The organism is Winogradskyella sp. MH6 (assembly GCF_022810765.1).
Classification (GTDB): domain Bacteria; phylum Bacteroidota; class Bacteroidia; order Flavobacteriales; family Flavobacteriaceae; genus Winogradskyella.
In genome coordinates this window covers 1-18,698 of sequence record NZ_CP094494.1, presented here as the reverse complement: position 1 = coordinate 18,698, position 18,698 = coordinate 1, and the positions used below count along the sequence as shown (strand labels likewise).

Annotated in this window: 19 protein-coding genes; 5 read left to right on the top strand and 14 right to left on the bottom strand. The window is 33.5% G+C overall.

Features of this window, described 5'->3' with window-relative positions; translation table 11 throughout:
* Window positions 1–4: 4 nt before the first annotated feature.
* The 10 genes from MST30_RS00095 to MST30_RS00050 form a co-directional block, all read right to left on the bottom strand.
* Window positions 5–244 (bottom strand): DUF6095 family protein, encoded by a 240-nt coding sequence (locus MST30_RS00095; RefSeq protein WP_243472387.1) that lies wholly within the window; start codon window positions 242–244, stop codon window positions 5–7.
* Window positions 219–1,043 (bottom strand): N-acetylmuramic acid 6-phosphate etherase, encoded by an 825-nt coding sequence (gene murQ / locus MST30_RS00090; protein ID WP_243472386.1) that lies wholly within the window; start codon window positions 1,041–1,043, stop codon window positions 219–221. The genes MST30_RS00095 and murQ overlap by 26 nt, the downstream gene beginning before the upstream one ends.
* Window positions 1,044–1,128: 85 nt before the next feature.
* Window positions 1,129–3,348, bottom strand: coding sequence for an NADP-dependent isocitrate dehydrogenase (locus tag MST30_RS00085; RefSeq protein ID WP_243472385.1), 2,220 nt, complete (start codon window positions 3,346–3,348; stop codon window positions 1,129–1,131).
* Between the two features lie 151 nt (window positions 3,349–3,499).
* Window positions 3,500–4,072, bottom strand: coding sequence for a pentapeptide repeat-containing protein (locus MST30_RS00080; protein WP_243472384.1), 573 nt, complete (start codon window positions 4,070–4,072; stop codon window positions 3,500–3,502).
* A gap of 739 nt (window positions 4,073–4,811) precedes the next feature.
* A complete protein-coding gene (gene rplS / locus MST30_RS00075) occupies window positions 4,812–5,162 on the bottom strand; it encodes a 50S ribosomal protein L19 (protein WP_243472383.1) in 351 nt (116 codons plus the stop codon).
* Window positions 5,163–5,290: 128 nt separating this feature from the next.
* Window positions 5,291–5,968, bottom strand: a complete 678-nt coding sequence (trmD, locus tag MST30_RS00070) for a tRNA (guanosine(37)-N1)-methyltransferase TrmD (protein WP_243472382.1) — start codon at window positions 5,966–5,968, stop codon at window positions 5,291–5,293.
* 82 nt (window positions 5,969–6,050) lie between these two features.
* On the bottom strand, window positions 6,051–6,512 hold the full coding sequence (locus MST30_RS00065) for a hypothetical protein (RefSeq protein WP_243472381.1): 462 nt from the start codon (window positions 6,510–6,512) through the stop codon (window positions 6,051–6,053).
* Window positions 6,513–6,621: 109 nt separating this feature from the next.
* The gene (locus MST30_RS00060) at window positions 6,622–7,248 is read right to left on the bottom strand and encodes a tRNA (guanine-N1)-methyltransferase (RefSeq protein WP_243472380.1); all 627 of its coding nucleotides are present in this window, start codon (window positions 7,246–7,248) and stop codon (window positions 6,622–6,624) included.
* A 204-nt stretch (window positions 7,249–7,452) separates the two neighbouring features.
* On the bottom strand, window positions 7,453–8,901 hold the full coding sequence (locus MST30_RS00055) for a glyceraldehyde-3-phosphate dehydrogenase (RefSeq protein ID WP_243472379.1): 1,449 nt from the start codon (window positions 8,899–8,901) through the stop codon (window positions 7,453–7,455).
* Window positions 8,902–9,039: 138 nt separating this feature from the next.
* Entirely contained in the window at window positions 9,040–10,446 is a 1,407-nt protein-coding gene (locus MST30_RS00050) for a trypsin-like peptidase domain-containing protein (RefSeq protein ID WP_243472378.1), read from the bottom strand.
* Between the two features lie 150 nt (window positions 10,447–10,596).
* On the opposite strand from MST30_RS00050, the gene dapF reads away from it, so the two are divergent.
* From dapF to MST30_RS00025, 5 genes are all read left to right on the top strand, one after another.
* Window positions 10,597–11,376, top strand: a complete 780-nt coding sequence (gene dapF / locus MST30_RS00045) for a diaminopimelate epimerase (protein WP_243472377.1) — start codon at window positions 10,597–10,599, stop codon at window positions 11,374–11,376.
* Window positions 11,370–11,894, top strand: a complete 525-nt coding sequence (locus MST30_RS00040) for a GNAT family N-acetyltransferase (protein ID WP_243472376.1) — start codon at window positions 11,370–11,372, stop codon at window positions 11,892–11,894. The genes dapF and MST30_RS00040 overlap by 7 nt, the downstream gene beginning before the upstream one ends.
* Window positions 11,895–11,897: 3 nt before the next feature.
* Window positions 11,898–12,941 (top strand): endolytic transglycosylase MltG, encoded by a 1,044-nt coding sequence (mltG, locus tag MST30_RS00035; RefSeq protein ID WP_243472375.1) that lies wholly within the window; start codon window positions 11,898–11,900, stop codon window positions 12,939–12,941.
* A 3-nt stretch (window positions 12,942–12,944) separates the two neighbouring features.
* The gene (locus MST30_RS00030) at window positions 12,945–13,850 is read left to right on the top strand and encodes a DUF2279 domain-containing protein (RefSeq protein WP_243472374.1); all 906 of its coding nucleotides are present in this window, start codon (window positions 12,945–12,947) and stop codon (window positions 13,848–13,850) included.
* Between the two features lie 117 nt (window positions 13,851–13,967).
* Complete coding sequence (locus MST30_RS00025) at window positions 13,968–14,624, top strand: peptidoglycan-binding protein LysM (protein WP_243472373.1); 657 nt, start codon at window positions 13,968–13,970, stop codon at window positions 14,622–14,624.
* On the opposite strand, the gene MST30_RS00020 is transcribed toward MST30_RS00025, so the two are convergent.
* From MST30_RS00020 to dnaA, 4 genes are all read right to left on the bottom strand, one after another.
* Window positions 14,621–15,337, bottom strand: coding sequence for an SAM-dependent methyltransferase (locus MST30_RS00020; protein WP_243472372.1), 717 nt, complete (start codon window positions 15,335–15,337; stop codon window positions 14,621–14,623). The genes MST30_RS00025 and MST30_RS00020 overlap by 4 nt on opposite strands.
* A 1-nt stretch (window position 15,338) precedes the next feature.
* A complete protein-coding gene (locus MST30_RS00015; RefSeq protein WP_243472371.1) occupies window positions 15,339–16,730 on the bottom strand; it encodes a PQQ-dependent sugar dehydrogenase in 1,392 nt (463 codons plus the stop codon).
* Window positions 16,731–16,799: 69 nt separating this feature from the next.
* Entirely contained in the window at window positions 16,800–17,258 is a 459-nt protein-coding gene (locus tag MST30_RS00010) for a low molecular weight protein-tyrosine-phosphatase (RefSeq protein WP_243472370.1), read from the bottom strand.
* A 12-nt stretch (window positions 17,259–17,270) separates the two neighbouring features.
* Entirely contained in the window at window positions 17,271–18,698 is a 1,428-nt protein-coding gene (gene dnaA / locus MST30_RS00005) for a chromosomal replication initiator protein DnaA (protein WP_243472369.1), read from the bottom strand.

Sequence of the window (18,698 nt, the reverse complement as noted above, 5' to 3'; positions counted from 1 at the left end):
AAACTTAATTTTTCTTTTTAAACATACTATCCATTATTGTGTTTAGTCCTAAAAACAACATTACTATTGCTGAAATACAAAGAAGTATAGATACAATTAAGAGAGGGATATATAAAGGTTTGTCATCATTATTGAGAGTTAAGTGTAGAAGTGTAGGCCCGAGGAACATTAATACCAAGCAGATAGCTAATCGTTTTATACCCTTTTTTAAAATATCTTTATCTGTTCTGTTTTGTTCGTCCATGATTAATACTCTTTCTTACGCTTTTATGTGTATTTAGTAGTTTGCTTGCTTCTTCTTTAGATATGCTCAATTCATTCATAATCATTTTTATACCTCTTTCAACTAATTTATCATTACTTAGTTGCATATCTATCATCTTATTGCCTTTAACCTTGCCTAATTGTATCATTGACGTGGTGGTAATCATATTAAGAACTAATTTCTGAGCAGTTCCAGCTTTCATTCTTGAGCTACCTGTGAGAAATTCTGGACCTACGATAATTTCAATAGGATAATTTGCTTCTAAACTTAAAGGGCTATTTTTATTACAAGTAATACAACCAGTAATAATATTTGCTTGATTACATTTTTTTAAAGTACTAACAACATAGGGGGTAGTTCCTGATGCAGCGATTCCTATAACAATATCTTTTTTAGAGATATTAAATGCTTTTAAGTCTTCCCAACCTTGAGTTGTAGAGTCTTCGGCGTTTTCTACTGCCTTTCTTATGGCTTTATCTCCACCAGCTATTAAGCCTATAACTAAATCATGGGAAACTCCAAATGTCGGAGGGCATTCTGATGCATCTAAAATACCTAATCTACCACTCGTTCCTGCTCCAATATAAAATAGTCTTCCACCGTTTTTTAATTTGAAGGTAACTTGATTAATAAGAGCTTCAATTTGAGGTAATGCCTTTTCTACAGCTAACGGTACAGTTTTATCTTCTTTATTAATATTAGAAATAATATCTTTTACAGACATTGTTTCTAAGTCGTTGTATAAAGAATCTTGTTCTGTTGTTTTTATAAATGACATTTGCTGTTAGTTTTCAAAAAGAAATTATAAACTAAATGTATAAAAAAAGCTTCATTTTTCAATGAAGCTTTTTTTTAAGTTTAACTTAATTTAATATGGAATTGAGTGTTTTGCTTGGTCGCATTGCACTACTTGTTAATGTTTCGTTAGGGAAATAGTATCCTTCAATTTCTACAGGGCTTCCTTGACAATCTATAAGTTCTGCTACGATTTGCTCTTCTTTTGACGAAAGTGCATTATAAATTGTAGAAAACTCTTCTTTTAAAGCATTATCTTTATTTTGATTAGCTAAAGCTTCAGCCCAATATAACGCTAAATAGAAGTGACTACCTCTGTTGTCTAGTTCGTTTACTTTACGAGAAGGTCCTTTTTTATTTTCTAACAGCTTTTCAGTTGCTTCATCTAAAGTTTCACCTAACACACGAGCCTTAGCATTGTCATTAACTTCAGCAAAATGATCTAAAGATACTGCTAGAGCTAAAAATTCTCCAAGAGAATCCCATCTTAAATGATTTTCTTCAACAAATTGTTGTACGTGCTTTGGAGCAGATCCACCAGCACCAGTTTCAAATAAACCTCCACCATTCATTAATGGAACAATAGATAACATTTTTGCACTTGTTCCTAATTCTAAAATTGGAAATAAATCAGTAAGATAATCTCTAAGTACGTTTCCTGTAACAGAGATTGTATCTTTACCTTCTTTAATACGCTCTAACGTAAAGTTAGTTGCTTCTATAGGTGAAAGGATTCTAATATCTAAACCTTCGGTATCGTAATTTGGAAGGTATTTATTTACTTTTTTAATTAACTCAGAATCATGCGCTCTATCTTCATTTAACCAGAAAACAGCAGGTGTTTGAGAGGCTTTTGCACGTGTTACTGCTAGTTTAATCCAATCTTGCACAGGTGCATCTTTAACCTGGCACATTCTCCAGATATCACCACCTTCAACATCGTGACTTATCAAAACAGTTCCATTAGCATCAATAACTTCTACTTTGCCGTTAGAAGCAATTTCGAAAGTTTTATCGTGTGAACCATATTCTTCCGCTTTCTGAGCCATAAGACCAACATTTGGAACAGTTCCCATTGTTGTCGGATCAAAAGCACCATGTTTTTTACAGAAGTCTATTGTAGCTGTATAAACACCAGCATAACTACTATCTGGAATGATAGCTTTTGTGTCTTGTTGTTTACCATCTTTGTTCCACATTTGGCCAGAAGTACGAATCATTGCAGGCATAGAAGCATCAATAATAACGTCGCTTGGTACGTGTAAGTTGGTTATACCTTTATCTGAATTTACCATAGCCAAATCCGGACCTTCGTTAAAAGCAGCATCAATATCAGCTTGGATTTCTTTACGTTTTGCTTCTGGCAATTCTTCAAGGTTTTCTATTAAGTTTCCAAAACCATTATTTACATCCACACCAATTTTCTTAAAAGTATCAGCATGTTTTTCAAAAACAGGTTTGAAATAGGTTCTTACAGCATGACCGAAAATGATAGGGTCAGAAACCTTCATCATGGTAGCTTTCATGTGCAAAGACATTAATACGCCTTGTGCTTTGGCATCTTTTATTTCTCTTTCTAAGAAAGCTAAAAGCGCTTTTTTACTCATTACAGTAGCGTCGATAATTTCTTCGGCTTGTAATGCTAAGTTATCTTTTAATACAGTTGTATTGCCTTCTGTATCTGTATGAACTATTTTAACAGTAGTAGCAGCAGGAGTAGTGTACGATTTTTCATTGTGTGCAAAATCTCCTTCACTCATCGTTGCTACATGCGTTTTAGAATCTGACGACCAAGCTCCCATGCTGTGTGGGTTTTTCTTAGCGTAATTCTTAACAGCTTTTGGTGCGCGTCTGTCTGAGTTTCCTTCTCTTAATACTGGATTTACAGCGCTACCTTTTACTTTGTCGTAACGAGCCTTGATTTCTTTTTCAGTATCATTTTTTGGTTCATCTGGATAGTCTGGAAGGTTATATCCCTTAGCTTGAAGTTCTTCAATAGCAGCCTCTAATTGAGGAACTGAAGCACTAATATTAGGTAATTTAATAATATTAGCTTCTGGTTTTTTTGCTAATTCTCCTAGTTCTGTAAGTGCATCTGCTACTTTTTGATCTTCAGTTAAAAAATCTGGAAATACAGCTAAAATTCTTGCTGCTAATGAGATGTCTTTTGTTTCAATAGTTATACCTGAAGATTTGGTAAATGATTGAACTATTGGTAAAAAAGAACGTGTTGCTAAAGCTGGCGCTTCGTCTGTTTTTGTGTAAACAATCTTTGCTATTTTGGTCATAGGTTGTTAAATATAATGTGAATATGCTTAAGCTTATTTTTAAGCTGTGCAAATATACAAAATAGATAGGGTTTAGCGATTGCGAGATTGCTAGTAATTGATGGTAAATTTTGAGAATTTGTTGGGTTAAATACCTAAATAGTTAGATTCTTTATTTAATTTTTATTTTGAAGGTATTTAATAGCCCTTCAATATTATTTTTTGAAAACTGAGCACCTTTAAGATTGTTTTTAGCAGGATTGATATTGAAATTAAACGCTGTCGAAAAATCTGCTTTCTCAAGATTGGTGTTGTTGAAAATAGAATTCATTAAGTCGCACTGGGTAAACTCGGATTCTTTTGCTTCTGTATATGTAAAATCTACTTGATGTATTTTACAATCTGTAAAATGTGTTTTGTTGATGTTCATATCAGAAAACGAGCTAAGATTAAGATTACAATTACTAAAGTTGAAGTTTAGTAGAAATTCACTACAATCTTTAAAATTAATACCAACGAGCTTACAAGATTTAAAACTTACATCATTAAATGTAGTATGCTTTATATTGACATTACTAAAGTTACAATCCACAAATTCACATTCTAAAAAAACGTTGTTAGAAATGTCTGAATTTTCAAAATTACAGTTTGTAAAGGTGCAATAGCTGTATTCTGCTTTTGGAAGTAGGTTAGTGGTGTAGTTTTTATTACTGTAATTTTGATCAGATATGCTTTGTAAATTCATCTGGTAAATATAGTGATGATATTATTATTCTTGAGGTACTTAAGCAAAGTTCAGGAAGACAATTCTTAAGCCTGGAATTATAGATAAAAACAAAAAGCCATATCACTACAGTAAAACTGTTCTGACATGGCTTCTTTTTGAAACAGTACTAACGTGACCTATTTAGCTTTCACTAACTCAGCTGTATGATTTTCATCATCATCCTTTTCAGTTCAAGTGTTCCTACTTCAAGTGAAACGTTTCATACCTTTCAAAATGTATTGACCTGATACTACTCTGTTTCATAAGATTTGTTTTTCTTGATGTTTTCTTCTTTGTTCTTCACTTGCGTGTTCTACACCTCCAAAAACATTGCTCATCCTTTTCGCGTTCACTTTCGATTCCGTTACTTTTTCAAAGCTTTCCACTTACGCTTTATAATCTGCAAGCATACTATAAAACTTAAACTTCATGGTTAACTTTCCAACACTTGCCTACACAAGCGGTTCGCTAACCTCAAAAAACAATCTCATTAATTTTAAAGAACGTTACTTTAAACAATTAACATAAATCTAAAATTTCTTTTAAAACCAAACACTGTTTGTTGTTGATTGTTTAGCTAAAGTATATTTATATTCCGAATAAGCAAATTTTTTAACGATTTAGATATGCACAATTTATAAACTGCACTTATTAACAAAAGTTAATAACTAAAAAAGCCTTCAGTATTGAAGGCTTTTTTAATGTTATGTGCGTTAGATTATCTTCTAACTTCTTTAATTCTTGCTTTTTTACCAGTAAGACCTCTAAAGTAGAATATACGTGCTCTACGTACTTTACCGCGCTTGTTAACTTCAATTTTTTGTAAAGCTGGTAAGTTAATTGGGAAGATACGCTCTACACCAACAGTACCAGACATTTTACGGATTGTAAAAGTTTCTGAAGCACCACTTCCTTTACGTTGTAATACAACACCTTTAAAGAACTGTGTTCTTACTTTATCACCTTCTCTAATTTCGTAGTATACAGTAATTGTATCACCAGCACTAAAGTTTGGTAAGTCTTTTTTGGTTACAAATTCGTCTTGTACAAATTTTACTAAAGAATCCATGTTTTCTCTTTTATAATAGTTGTTTCAAATCAACATTCACGGTTTTCGCCAGAGGTTAATCCAAAAGTGGGTGCAAAGATAATTATTAATTGGTAATTGGCAATTAATAATTAATAATTTTAAGAAGATTATTCTTCCAGTAAATCTGGCCGTCTTTCTTTGGTACGTAGGTAGGCTTGTTCTTCGCGCCATTTTTCTATTTTACCAAAGTTACCGCTAAACAATACTTCAGGGACTTTCATGCCTTTATAGTCTCTCGGTCTTGTATAAATTGGTGGTGCTAACAGATTATCTTGAAACGAATCGGTTAGGGCAGAAGTCTCATTTCCCAAAACACCTGGTATTAATCTAATAACCGCATCGCATAGCACAGCTGCACCCAATTCGCCACCAGACAACACATAATCTCCAATTGAGATTTCTCTGGTGATAAATTTATCGCGCACGCGTTGGTCTACACCTTTATAATGACCACAAAGTATGATGATGTTTTCTTTTAATGATACTTGGTTGGCTATACTTTGGTTAAGACGCTCGCCATCTGGTGTCATATATATGATTTCGTCATAGTTACGCTCTGATTGCAAACCAGAAATACATTTATCTATGGGCTCTATCATCATTACCATACCAGCTCCACCACCAAATTGGTAATCGTCCACAGATTTATAATTGTCTGTGGTGTAATCTCTAAGGTTATGAAAATGAACTTCTACCAAATCTGCTTCTATGGCACGTTTAAGTATTGAAGCTTCAAACGGACTTTTTAAAAGTTCTGGTAAAACGGTTATGATATCTATGCGCATGGTCTTTCTAAATTGTGTGCAAAGGTAGGCTTATTAAAATAATTTAGTTGGGTGATTTAGAATAGTTATGCTATTTCGTAATTTATTCAGTTAATTGTTTTCCGTATGGACAATCCGTTTTTAAACTTTTTGAATAGCTTATTTTATTTGCCAAATCCATTTTTAAATACTTTGTTCCTTTGATTGAAATTTCAGCTAAATTTTCACTCCATTTTATGCTAATATCTTCAGTCTTAAGATTTTTTACGTAACTATACTCGTTAGCATACTTTTCAATTAATGGAGGTGGGTATCCAGATTCTTTATACTTTTCAAGGTCTATGTTATTGTCAAATGGATTTGTAACAGAGCACAAAAAGCCATCAAATTCAATACTTTCACGATCTTCTCTAACTACATATGCATAAACTGAATGCTCATCTTCTTCTATAATTAATAGACGACTGTTTATTGGACTTTCAGATTGTATAAAAATTTTTTCGGTTTTGATACTTATTGAGTTTGAGAAAAGTAGAAATAAAAAAAGGGTAATAACAGTTTTCATTTGAAGTTTATTAAGTCGTGTAAACTTAAATCTTTAATAATCATTATACAACAACAAAAAAATCCGCAATGCTAATTACGGATTTTCAATATTTATAAAAAGGTATTTGCTAAGCCTTATTCTTATTCAACTCATCTTGAAGTTGGCGTCTTACTTTTTGCTCGCGCTCTAAAGCGTTGCGTCTGTGTTCCTCAAACTCGCTTTCTACTTCTTCGAGTTTGTATTTTGCTTCTTTGGTTAGTGAGTTACTGTTTTTAAATTTGTATATAAAGAACAAAAGCAAAGCTGTTAGCGCTGCGATGATTGTCCACATAATGACATTATAATTGGTTTTGCTAGTTTGCATTCCCAATAATGCCATGTTATTTTTTTCTTCGTTTGTTTGGTCTAAAGTGGTTTGTGTGTTGCCAAGCTTTGCCTTTAGATCATCTATTTCTTTAACTTGGTTGGCAACTGTAGCTTCAGAATTGGCTAAATCTTTATAGGTTGTTTTTAGTGAATCTAATACATTGGCCTTTAATTTTAATAACCAAGCTTGTTTTACAGCTTCGTAAGGTTGCCCATTTGTACCTTTAAAGTTTCCGGATTTTCTAAAAACATATTCAAATTGACTATCTATATTGCCGCTATCTAAAGAGTATTGTTCATCAGCATCGTCTTGCTGAGTTTGTGCGGTTAAGGTTTGTAGGTTAAAGGTAACTATAAGAATTACAGTGACTTTAGCTAAAAACTTCATATTGTAATTATTTTGGTTGTGTTCGATTAATTAGGTGCCAAGATAATGATTTTATGGGCATTAGTTTCAATAATTTGTAAAACAAATGCATCATCAATTTTACTCAACAGTTCATATACGCACTTAGTGTTGCTTTGGATGTTTTTAAAACAAAAAAATCTTGCCAAACGACAAGATTTTTTCTTTTTTCCTTTTCAAAAGATTCTAATAATAAGTATAGCGTCTTACTTTAGAAACATATTTTGCAAGTCTAATAACTTGGTGGCTATAGCCATATTCGTTATCGTACCATATATATAAGATGACATTTTTACCGTCGGCTCTTACAATGGTTGCTTTACTATCGTAGATTGATGGTGCTGAGCTTCCAACAATATCACTAGAAACAAGTTCGTCACTCATTTCATATTTAATTTGCTCAACTAAATCACCTTCAAGCGCGTATTTTTTCATGATGGTATTCATGGTCTCTACAGAAGTTTCTTTTTCTAATTCTAAGTTAAGAATCGCTAAAGAACCATTTGGCACAGGAACTCTAATCGCATTAGAAGTTAATTTGCCATCTAATGAAGGTAATGCTTTACTCACTGCTTGTCCGGCACCAGTTTCTGTAATTACCATGTTAAGACCAGCAGCTCTACCACGTCTGTATTTTTTGTGGAAGTTATCTACCAAGTTCTGGTCGTTTGTATATGCGTGAATAGTTTCTAAATGTCCAGACTTTACACCAAAAGAATCTTCAACAGCTTTTAAAACAGGTGTAATAGCGTTAGTAGTACAAGAAGCCGCAGAGAAAATCTTAACTTCATCTGGGTTATGCTCTAAGTGGTTAACTCCATGTACGATATTAGGCACTCCTTTTCCAGGTGCAGTTAATAACACTTTTTCTACACCTTTAGATTTTAAATGTCTTCCTAAAGCTTTGTCATCTCTAAATGCTCCTGTATTGTCAATTACTAATGCATTGTTGATACCGTATTTTGTGTAGTCAATATCTTCTGGCGCATTTGCAGAAATGATATTAACCGTTGTACCATTAACAATTAAAGCACTGTTCTTAACATCTACGCTAACCGTACCAGAGAAATCTCCATGCACAGAATCGTTTCTCAATAAAGAAGCACGCTTTTCTAAAACAGTTTCGTTAATCTCACCACGGGTTACAATAGCTCTTAATCTTAGTTGGTTGCCTTTACCAGTACGTGTCATAAGTTCACGTGCTACTAATCTACCAATTCTACCAAAACCATAAAGAATAACATCTTTAGGTTCTAACTCTTTAGAGTTATAAGCATCTTTTAATTTAGCTGCAACAAAAGCTGTAGCATTATCGTACTTCTGATCTTCTAAGTGATACTCGTACGTTAATTTACCAATGTCTAATTTAGCAGGAGGTAAATTTAATTTTTTGATTGCCTGAGCAATTTCTACAGAATCAAAGATTGAAATTGGCTTTTGAACAAATTCGCCTGCATATTCGTGCAGATTTAAAATTTCGCTCACTTTTCTGTCGATTAATTGATTTCTGAATAAAACAAGCTCAATGGAATTGTCGTACCATAGGTCGCTTACTGTTTTAATAAATTCAACCGTTGCTCTGCGACGGTCTGCTTGAAACGCTAACTCTTTTTCGTAAGTGTCGTTAAAACCCATTTTTTATTGGTTTAGTGTTTTTTAATTTGGCGCAAAAATACATATTTCAAACGTTTTCGTAGCACTTTTTACCGAAAATAAAAACCCTTCAAAGAATTGTACTTTGAAGGGTGATTTTTAATGAGTTTTTAAGTTTTTTTATCTAAAATTATAAACAACCTTTTCTCCTTGACTATTTATAACTTCAATTTGAAGTGGTTCGTTCATATTTCTTGTTTTAATAGCATTTTGTGCATCATCAACAGTGTATAATTTTTTACCATTAATTCGTGTTATGATGCTGCCCTCTTTTATACCTTCTCTGTTCCAGTAGGCTTTGTAGCGCTCATCAAATTCATATATTTTTAGACCATAGTCAGTGTCAAATTTCTTTAAGTCCGTTTTGGAAGCATTTTTTACCATGCCAATAGTCTCTATTATGGTTTGAGAAGGTTTTAAAAGTGTAACAGGTACAATTTCTTCATTACCATCTCTTATCAGAGTTACGTTAACTTCGTCGTTTGGACTTTTAGTTTTTAGATAACCAGATAGGTCAGAGAACTTATTAATTTCAACATTGTCAATTTTTTTAATGATGTCTCCAGATTTAATTCCGGCTTTTTCTGCACCTGTATCTTCAGTAACATCGCTTACATAAAAACCTTCTGTAATGTTAGTTCCTAGTTCTTCTGCAGCTTTACTGTTAAGTGCACCACCAACTACACCAAGAATACCATTTTGTACATTGCCATATTCCATAATGTCGTTTACAATCTTACGAGCAATGTTGCTTGGTACTGCAAAGGAATACCCAATGTAAGAACCATCACGAGACGATATTGCGGTATTAATACCGATTAAATCTCCATTAGTATTTACTAATGCACCACCAGAATTACCTGGATTTACTGCAGCATCTGTTTGAATAAAAGACTGCGTGTTTCTACCACTTAAGTCTCTCGATTTTGCACTAATTATTCCAGCAGTTACAGTAGAATTTAAATTAAACGGATTACCAACGGCTAAAACCCATTCGCCAATTTTCGCACCATCAGAATCACCAAAAGCTAAGAATGGTAGATCTTCTTCGGCTTCAATTTTTATTAAGGCAATATCAGTAGCTTCATCGGTACCAACCAATTCTGCCATGTAAGTTTTATTATTGTTGAGTGTAATGCTAATTTCGTTAGCATTTTGGATAACGTGATTATTTGTAACAATGTAGCCTGTTGGCGAAATGATAACACCACTTCCAGTACCTACTTGTGCGCGAGGTTGCGATCTCCCAAAAAAGTAATCTCCCATAGTTATTGGAGCAGACACAATAGCTGTGTTTTTAACATGCACTACAGCATCTAGAGATTTCTCTGCGGCATCTACAAAGTTAGGTATTGTTGCAGCAGAATTGTTGATAGTTGTGTTTGTCGGTACATATACAGGTAAGTCGGAAACCTGTTCTACAGCTAATTGCTCTGGTTGTTCTTTTTCAATAAAAAGCTTGTAACCACCTAGGGTTAGCAGACCACCTAATACCGAAACACCGACTAATGATAGGATCTTCTTCATAATTTTCAGGATTTAAGTTTTTCTTTTTAACGTTTAAATTTAGATATATATTGAATTTTAATTTTCATTTTAACGACTATTTAACGTCAACTTTAACTGCCTTTTAACATCGCTTAATACGGTCTTTAATTCTTATATTTGCTCAGAATTATGACAATGACATTCTATAAATATCAAGGCACCGGAAACGATTTTATTATTGTTGATAATCGTTTACAACAAATAGACAAAAACAATACCAAACGTATTGCCGAATTATGTGACAGACGTTTTGGCATTGGTGCAGATGGTTTTATACTTTTAGAAAATGATTCATCTTCAGACTTTAAGATGGTATATTATAACTCAGATGGCAATCAAAGCACTATGTGTGGCAATGGAGGACGGTGTATTGTAGCATTTGCTAAATTTTTGGGAATTATAGAAAATGAAACCGAATTTTTAGCTATTGATGGTTTGCATAAGGCTAAGATTGAAGACCAAATTATTCATTTACATATGCAAAATGTAGATGTGGTTGTAGTTTTTGACAATCATTTGTTTTTAGATACAGGCTCACCACATCATGTAGAAATGGTAAGTGATATTAAAGGCTTAGATGTAAAATCAAAAGGATCTAAAATTAGATATGGTGAGCCATATAATGAAGCAGGAAGCAATGTTAATTTTGTTGAACAATTAGCAGACAATCGATTTGCAGTAAGAACCTATGAGCGTGGAGTAGAGGACGAGACCTTGTCTTGTGGTACAGGAGTTACTGCGGTAGCTTTAGCAATGCACAAGATTAATAAAACGATGCAAAACCAAGTTGAATTAAAAGTTGAAGGCGGAGAACTTAAAGTACATTTTACCAAGAACGATAATGGTTACGAAGATATCTGGCTTATTGGTCCTGCAGAGCAAGTTTTTAAAGGCGAAATAGAATGGTAAGTTTAAAAGGTAAACATATCTATTTGAGAGCTTTAGAGCCAGAAGATCTCGATTTTGTGTATGAGATAGAAAACGACACTTCACTTTGGGCTTTGAGCGATACTCAAACGCCATATTCAAGATTTTTAATAAAGCAATATTTAGAAAACGCTCAACAAGATATTTTTGAGGCCAAACAGTTACGGTTAGCTATTTGTACTCTTGAAGGTGTAGCTGTTGGATTAATAGATGTATTTGATTTTGATATTAAAAACAAGCGCGCAGGTATTGGCATTTTAATAAAAGATGAAGTAAATCGTTATAAAGGTTTCGGTAAAGAAGCTTTAGATTTATTGGTGACTTATTGTTTTAAAACGCTTCATTTGCATCAGGTTTATGCCAATATTTCAGAAACTAATTCGGCGAGTTTGAATTTGTTTGAAAACAATGGCTTCAAAAAAATAGGATTGAAAAGAGATTGGAGCTTTGATGGACAACAATTTTCCAACGAATATATGTTACAGCGTATTAATAATTAATATATGTATATAAAAAAGATACTTTGGGCAGTAGCCATAATCGGTTTGTTAATTTTTGGTGGTATTGCATACTATATTTATGGTGCTATGTTTCAGCCTAATACAAAATTTGAAAATGAAACAGCTTATATTTACATACCTACTGATGCTAATTACATTCAGGTAAGACAGCAATTAGAACCTTTATTAAAAGATATGGGTTCGTTTGATGCATTGGCCAAACAAAAAAAATATACATCTAACATAAAAGCAGGTCGTTTTGCGATTTCAAAAGGAATGAATAATAACGAGATTATTAATTCTATACGAAGCAAAAACTTACCAATAAAAATCGCATTCAACAATCAACATAGTTTAGAGGAATTAGCAGGAAGGATTAGTACTCAGATTGAAGCTGATAGTGTTTCATTGTTAAATTCTATGATAGATAATACATTCTTAGAGAAAAACGGCTTTACAAAAGCCACAGCATTAGGTATGTATTTGCCAAATAGCTATGAATTTTTTTGGAATACTTCTGCAGAAGGTTTTAGAGAAAAAATGCTTACAGAATACAATCGTTTTTGGAACGAAAGCAGATTAGAAAAAGCAAAGCAACTAAACTTATCTCCAGATGAGGTAATGACTTTAGCTTCCATTGTGCATGAAGAATCTAAACAAGCCGATGAGCAACCCAGAGTAGCTGGTGTTTACTTAAACAGGCTTAGAATAGGTATGCCTTTACAGGCAGATCCAACGCTAAAGTTTGCGGCTTATCAGTTACCAGAATATAAGGACACCGTGATTAGACGTGTTCTTAATGTTCATAAAGAAATAGAGTCGCCTTACAATACATACAAAAACTTAGGATTACCACCAGGACTTATAGCTATGCCAGATTTGTCTGCTATAAATGCAGTTTTAAATCCTGAAAAGCACAACTATCTTTATTTTGCGGCAGACGCAAAACGTTTAGGTTATCATAAGTTTGCAAAAACTTTGGCGCAACATAATAACAATGCCAGAGAATATCAGAGGTATTTATCGTCTCAAGGAATTAACCGTTAAGGATTGAAGTCTTCCCTCACGCATATCATTCTTCTGTTTTGTGTTTCGGGATCTCTTTTTGCACAATCCAAAATCAACCAATTTTTAAAACCTAGTGACTCTTTAAATATATCTCGACGAAATACCGTTCTTATTTCAGAAGTATCATTAGCTACTACTGCACTCATTGGTTTAGACCAGTTATGGTATGCTGATTATCCGCGTTCAAAATTCAAAACTATTAACGATAGTGGAGAATGGTTACAAATGGATAAGTTGGGTCATGTGTTTTCTTCGTATCAACTAAGTCGATTAGGTGCTAATACACTTAATTGGGCAGGAGTTGGTAAAAAAAATCAAATCATATACGGTTCTGCATTAGGCTTAGGATTTTTAACAGCTGTTGAGGTGATGGATGGCTTTTCTGAAGAATGGGGATTTTCATGGACAGATATGGCTGCCAATACTCTCGGTACAGGACTTTTTGTAGGCCAGGAATTATTTTGGGAAGAGCAACGTATACTTTTAAAGTACTCGTTTCATCAAACACGATATGCAAAACAACGACCAGATAAGTTAGGAGATGGATTGGCTGAGGAGTTTTTAAAAGATTACAATGGGCAAACGTATTGGTTGAGTGCTAATATTAATTCGTTCTTAAAAATAGATGGTTTTCCAAATTGGTTAAACCTGGCATTTGGTTATGGTGCGGATGGTATGTTAACAGGCGAACCTAATGATCCGTTCTTCATAAATCAAAACAGAACAAGGCAATACTACCTAAGCTTAGATATAGATTTGAGTAGAATAAAAACAAAATCTCATGTATTGAAAACTATTTTTGACGTTTTGAACGTAATTAAGGTGCCTTTTCCTGCATTGGAATTAAATAGTAAAGGTCGGTTAAAGATGCATTATTTCTACTATTGACAACTTTTAACAAACCTTAACGAATTGATTTTCAGTATTTAAATAAATTTTGTATATTTGCACGCGATTTTGATAGATACTTATGGGGAAAGTTTTATCAGTTAAAAATTGGCTGTTATGATAAAAAATAGCGTTAAGAATTACTTGTTGCCATTTTCAATTTGCTTAGTAATTGCATTGGCACTTTATCCAAATTCCTCTTTAAATACAGACTTGTATTCTACAGATGGATTAGATTTAAACTACAATATTAAGTCTGATTTGGCTATGTCCCAAGGGGCAAATACATCTAATTCAGACATTTTTACTCCACACTTAGGAAAATCTTTTGAAGGCTTTAAAGAAGCGCTAGCTTTTAAAGAATCAAGAGGTGACTATTTTACAGTAAATACATTAGGTTATTTAGGAAAGTACCAGTTTGGTGCAGAAACTTTAAAATTAATTGGAGTATACAATCCTAATCAGTTTTTATACAATCCAGAATTACAGGAAAAAGCATTTATGGCAAATGCATCTCGTAATAAATGGATTTTAAGAAAAGACATTAAACGCTTTGAAGGTAAATACATTGCTGGTGTAAAAGTAACTGAATCTGGTATTTTAGCTGCTGCGCATTTGGCAGGACCTGGTACCGTGAAAAAGTTTTTACGTAGCTATGGCGATTACAACCTTTCTGATGCTTATGGTTCTACTGTAAAGTATTACATGAAAAAGTTTTCGGGTTACGATACTACGATCGTTAAGCCTAACAAGAAAGCTAAAGCAAAAATCTAACTTTTTTGAATAATAAAGATAGCAGGCCTTTTGTGTAGGTCTTCTTTATTGTGTTTCCAATCCTTTGCTGGTTGTGTTTTTATAAATTCAGTTGGTAGTGTAAGATCGCAAGCTACACAGACTCTTGTATCTGGATGTAAAACATTTGCTAAATCCTCTAACATTTTCATGTTTCTGTACGGAGTTTCTATAAATATTTGAGCTTGGTTGTGTTCCGAAGATAAGCGTTCTAAGCTTTTTAGTTTAGATTTTCGTTCTGCTTTATCTATTGGCAAATAGCCATTAAAACAAAAACTTTGTCCGTTCATTCCAGAAGCCATCAATGCCAATATAATAGAAGAAGGACCAACTAATGGCACTACTTTTATATCCATGCTATGCGCCAAACTCACAATATCAGAACCTGGATCTGCAATAGCTGGGCAACCAGCCTCGGAAAGTAACCCAATGGTATGACCTTCTAAACATGGATTTAAAAAGGTGTTACGTTCCTCTTCGGTTGTATATTTGTTGAGCACACTCAATTTAAGAGAAGGTTGAGATTTGCTTGGAGAAACTCGTTTTATAAACCGACGAGCAGTTTTTTCGTTTTCAACAATATAATAGTCAATTTCCTCTATAACTTTTTTTATTGAAATAGGTAAGACTTCCAATGGAGGATTGTCTCCAAGTCTTGTTGGGATGAGATAAAGTTGACCTTTTGAGCTTGTCATTTTAGTTTATTACGAATTTTTGAGTGGCTTTTTCACCATCTTCAGACTTAATTTTGAGGATGTAAAAACCGCTTTTTAAGTCTGAAATATTTATGCTCGTAAAGGTATCAATATTATCTTTTAAAATTGACTTTATTAGCTTTCCTTGAATATCAAAAATGTTAATCGTAGTTGAATTTGTAATGGCAGTACCCAAAAAATCTATATTCAAAACGGTATTAGCAGGATTTGGATAAATTGATATGGTGTTTTGAGTATTCTCATCAATACTAAGAAGCGCATCTGAAATCTTAAAAATACTACCACTAAGGTTAGATACATAAAGTTCACCATTTATGTCTTCACCAAAAGCAACCCAATTTCCAGAGAAACTTTCAAAGGTTGAATTCCAACTTCCATTTTCAAATTTTAGATAACCAATTTCTTGAGAACATACATCACCAAACAAATAAGACCCAACCAAATTAGGATAGGTTGAACCTCTATAAACATAGCCACCAGTAATGGAGCATCTTCCTCCAGAATGGGAATATTCAGATACAGGGAAAGTCATAGTGCTACTACTAGGGCAACCGCTTAAGTTATAAGAACTGTTACCTTCGTAACATCTCCAGCCATAATTGAGTCCAGCAGCAGTTGAAGCTATTTGATTAATTTCCTCTCTGGCATTTTGGCCTACGTCTGCAATCCATAAATCATCATTTGCGCTGTCAAAAGAAAATTTCCAAGGGTTACGCAATCCATAAGCCCAAATCTCATCTCTTGCAGAAGCATTACCAACAAAAGGGTTGTCTGCAGGTATTGCGTAAGGGTTTGAAGCTGAAGAATTATTAACATCTATCCGAAGTAATTTTCCTAGCAAGCTGTTGAGGTTTTGACTATTGTTTTGTGGATCTCCACCAGAACCTCCATCACCACTAGAAATATATAAATAACCATCAGGCCCAAACTGCAGTTCGCCACCATTATGATTAGTGTAAGGTTGTGAATAGGTGAGTATTATTAATTCTGAATTTGGATCTGCAATTGTTGGGTCAACACCAATTCTAGAAAATCTAGAAATTACAGTATCACCAGAATTATTGGTGTAATTAACAAAGAAGTAACCGTTAGTTGCAAAATCTGGATGAAAAGCCAAGCCTAGCAATCCTTGTTCATTACCTATGCTACCAACTATGTTATCAATATCTAGAAAGTTGGTAGTTTCAACTGTTCCATCTGAATTTACAATTTTAATAATACCATCTTGCTCAACCACGAACAGCCTGTCATCACCAGCATGTTTTATGTTCACGGGACGGTTAAATCCGGAAGCAAAAGATTCCAACTCTAGGTCTTGAGCAAAACAAAAGGTAAGGCAAGAGATGCAAAAAAGGGTAATAAGTTTTTTCATAGCGTTAGTTTTGGAAGTGTTAACTTCTCTAAGTTACGAAAAATCAAAGAATTGGTTTGAAGCTTTTATTTAATCTTCAAGTAGTTGTTTGGCAATAATAGCGGAAGTCGTTTCAATCAAATCAAAAACATATTCAAAATCATTCATATCTCCATAATAAGGATCAGGTACATTTTTGTTAGAAATATTTGGGTTTTCCTCTAAAAATAACTTCACTTTACCAATGTCTGAATTGTTTCTTGCTAGACTAATAATGTTAGTGTAATTAGAAGAGTCCATAGCATAGATGTTATCAAACAAATCAAAGTCTGAAGTCTTAAATTGCCTTGCAGTTTGATGGCTAATATCTATACCATTATTTCTCGCAACTTTAATTGAACGATGATCTGGTTGATGGCCAACATGATAGGCTGCTGTACCAGCAGAATCAACATAAAATTCGGAAGTATTAAGTTTAGATTCTAAGATACCATGAGCCAATGGCGAACGACAAATATTGCCAAGACACACCATTAAAATTCGAGTCATGATTTCAGAAGTTTAAAGCGATAATTTTTTAGCTAAATCCTCAACGTATTTTCTGAACTGTTTATCAGTAGAAGATAAGTTGTCAACGGTTTTACATGCATGTAAAACAGTAGCATGATCGCGTTGTCCAATTTGAGAGCCAATACTTGCTAAAGAAGCTTTGGTGTATTTTTTTGCAAAAAACATGGCTAACTGACGTGCTTGTACAATATGACGTTTACGTGTCTTTGATTGAAGCGTACTAACATCCATTTGGAAATAATCTGAAACGACTTTTTGAATATAGTCTATAGATACTTCGCGCTTAGTGTTCTTTACAAATTTATCTACAATATCCTTAGCAAGGTTTATTGTAATTTCTTTTTTATTAAAAGACGACTGTGCTATCAAAGAAATTATGGCACCTTCCAGTTCTCTAACATTAGTTTTTATATGCTTAGCAACATACTCTACAATTTCATCTGGCATTTCTACGCCATCTCTGTAAAGTTTGTTTTTAAGGATAGAAACTCTGGTTTCAAAATCTGGAGTTTGCAACTCGGCAGAAAGTCCCCATTTAAAACGAGATAATAAACGTTGTTCAATATCTTGCATATCAACAGGCGCCTTATCACTTGTTAATACAACTTGTTTACCATTTTGGTGTAAGTGGTTAAAGATATGGAAGAATACATCTTGCGTACCTGTTTTACCAGATAGGAATTGTACGTCGTCTATAATTAAAACATCAATGATTTGATAAAAGTGAATAAAATCATTTCTGTTGTTCTTTTTCACAGAATCAATATACTGTTGCGTAAATTTTTCAGCAGAAATGTAAAGAACTGTCTTTTCAGGATATTTGTCTTTTATATCTACACCAATAGCATGAGCTAAGTGTGTTTTTCCTAAACCAACACCACCAAAAATTAAAAGTGGATTAAAAGACGTTCCACCAGGTTTGTTAGCTACTGCAATTCCTGCATTTCTAGCTAAACGGTTAGAGTCTCCTTCTAAAAAATTCTCAAAAGTATAACTTGGATTAAGTTGAGATTCAATTTTTACGTTTCTAATTCCAGGAATTATAAAAGGATTCTTTAATTCTGGACTTTTATTATTAAACGGAACATCAACGTCTTGTGACTTTACAGGTGTTCTGTTGGCACTTGGAATCTTTTCTGTAAAAGGTTGTTTGTTGCCATAAGTATTTTCCATTTTAATGACGTATACCAATTTGGCATCATCACCTAACTCTTTAGTAAGGGCAACTTTTAGGATTTTAACGTAATGTTCTTCTAACCACTCATAGAAAAATTTACTTGGTACCTGAATGCTCAATGCATTGCCGGCAATTTTTACAGCTTGTATGGGTTCAAACCATGTTTTATAGGCTTGAGGTTGTATGTTATCTTTAATAAAATCGAGACAATTACTCCATACAGATTCCGCTGTGATCTCCAT